Source organism: Streptomyces sp. NPDC003036, assembly GCF_040611175.1.
GTDB lineage: Bacteria > Actinomycetota > Actinomycetes > Streptomycetales > Streptomycetaceae > Streptomyces.
In genome coordinates this window covers 1-1,168 of record NZ_JBEXNO010000099.1, presented here as the reverse complement: position 1 = coordinate 1,168, position 1,168 = coordinate 1, and the positions used below count along the sequence as shown (strand labels likewise).

Here is a 1,168-nt window from a genome sequence, read left to right as displayed (position 1 = left end):
ACACCAACCACCGGGGGCTCCTGCTCCCCCCCCGCTGGTCCCTGTTTTCCAACCCGCTCGGCCCCGGGGCCCGGGCCGGGGGTGGGCGTGGCCCCGCCCCGCCCCGGGCGCGCGCCCCCCCCCCCCCGGGGCCGGTGGACATGACGCCTCCGCGCGGTGTGCCCGGGGGTATTTCCGGAGCCCAGAAGGCAGGGAACTAGCTATGCGACAGGTCACGCGAAAGGGCCTGACCATCATGGCGGCCGCGGGCGGGGTACTCGCTCTCGGCGGCGGGTACGCACAGGCGCACAACGGCGCCGGCGCCCACGGGGCCGCGACGAACTCCCCGGGCGTCGCGTCCGGGAACTCGGTCCAGGCGCCGGTCAGCGTGCCGGTGAACGCGTGCGGCAACTCCGTGAACGTCGTGGGGGCGCTCAACCCCACGTTCGGGAACAAGTGCGCCAACAAGTCGAGCGGCGCCAAGGCGAGCGGTGCGACCAGCAACTCGCCCGGTGTCGCGTCCGGCAACAACGTCCAGGCCCCGGTGAGCGTGCCGGTCAACGCCTGCGGCAACAGCGTCGACGTCGTCGGCGCGATGAACCCGGCGTTCGGCAACGGCTGCGCCAACGGCCACGAGGAGCCCAGCCACCCGGGTAACCCCGGCCCCGGCAACCCGGGTAACCCGGGACCCGGCAACCCGGGCAACCCCGGCCCCGGTAACCCCGGTAACCCGGGCCCCGGTGAGCCCGGCCAGCCCGGACCCGGTAACCCCGGTAACCCTGGTCCCGGTGAGCCGGGCCAGCCCGGCCCGGACGAGCCCGGCAAGCCCGGGAAGCCCGGTCAGCCGGCCAACCCGGACGAGCCGACCACTCCGGACGAGCCCGGCTCCCCGATCGAGCCGAACGAGCCCGGCGCCCAGACCGTCACCCCGCCCAAGGCGGAGGACGAGCTGGCGCAGACCGGTGCCGGCGCGCTCGGGATGCTCATCCCGGCGGGTGCGGGCCTCCTGCTCGGCGGGACGGTCCTCTACCGCCGCGCCCGGCAGTCCTCGTAGTCGCCGTCGGTAGTCACCGGCGTACGCAAACGACGGAGCGGGCCCAGGCCGAACACCGTGATCAGCGTGATCAGCGTCGTCTTGCGCGGCAGCCGCAGCGTGGCCACCGCCAGCAGCGGCGCGCCGATCACCATG

At 74.9% G+C, this 1,168-nt stretch carries 1 protein-coding gene; it reads left to right on the top strand.

From position 1 onward, the window contains the following. Positions 1–202: 202 nt before the first annotated feature. Positions 203–1,033, top strand: coding sequence for a chaplin family protein (locus tag ABZX67_RS33260; RefSeq protein ID WP_355368539.1), 831 nt, complete (start codon positions 203–205; stop codon positions 1,031–1,033). Positions 1,034–1,168: the final 135 nt, after the last annotated feature.

What these genes read in the sequence shown, in the direction of transcription:
- ABZX67_RS33260 (WP_355368539.1), top strand. Translation starts at nt 203, where the DNA reads ATGCGACAGGTCACGCGAAAGGGCCTGACCATCATGGCGGCCGCGGGC.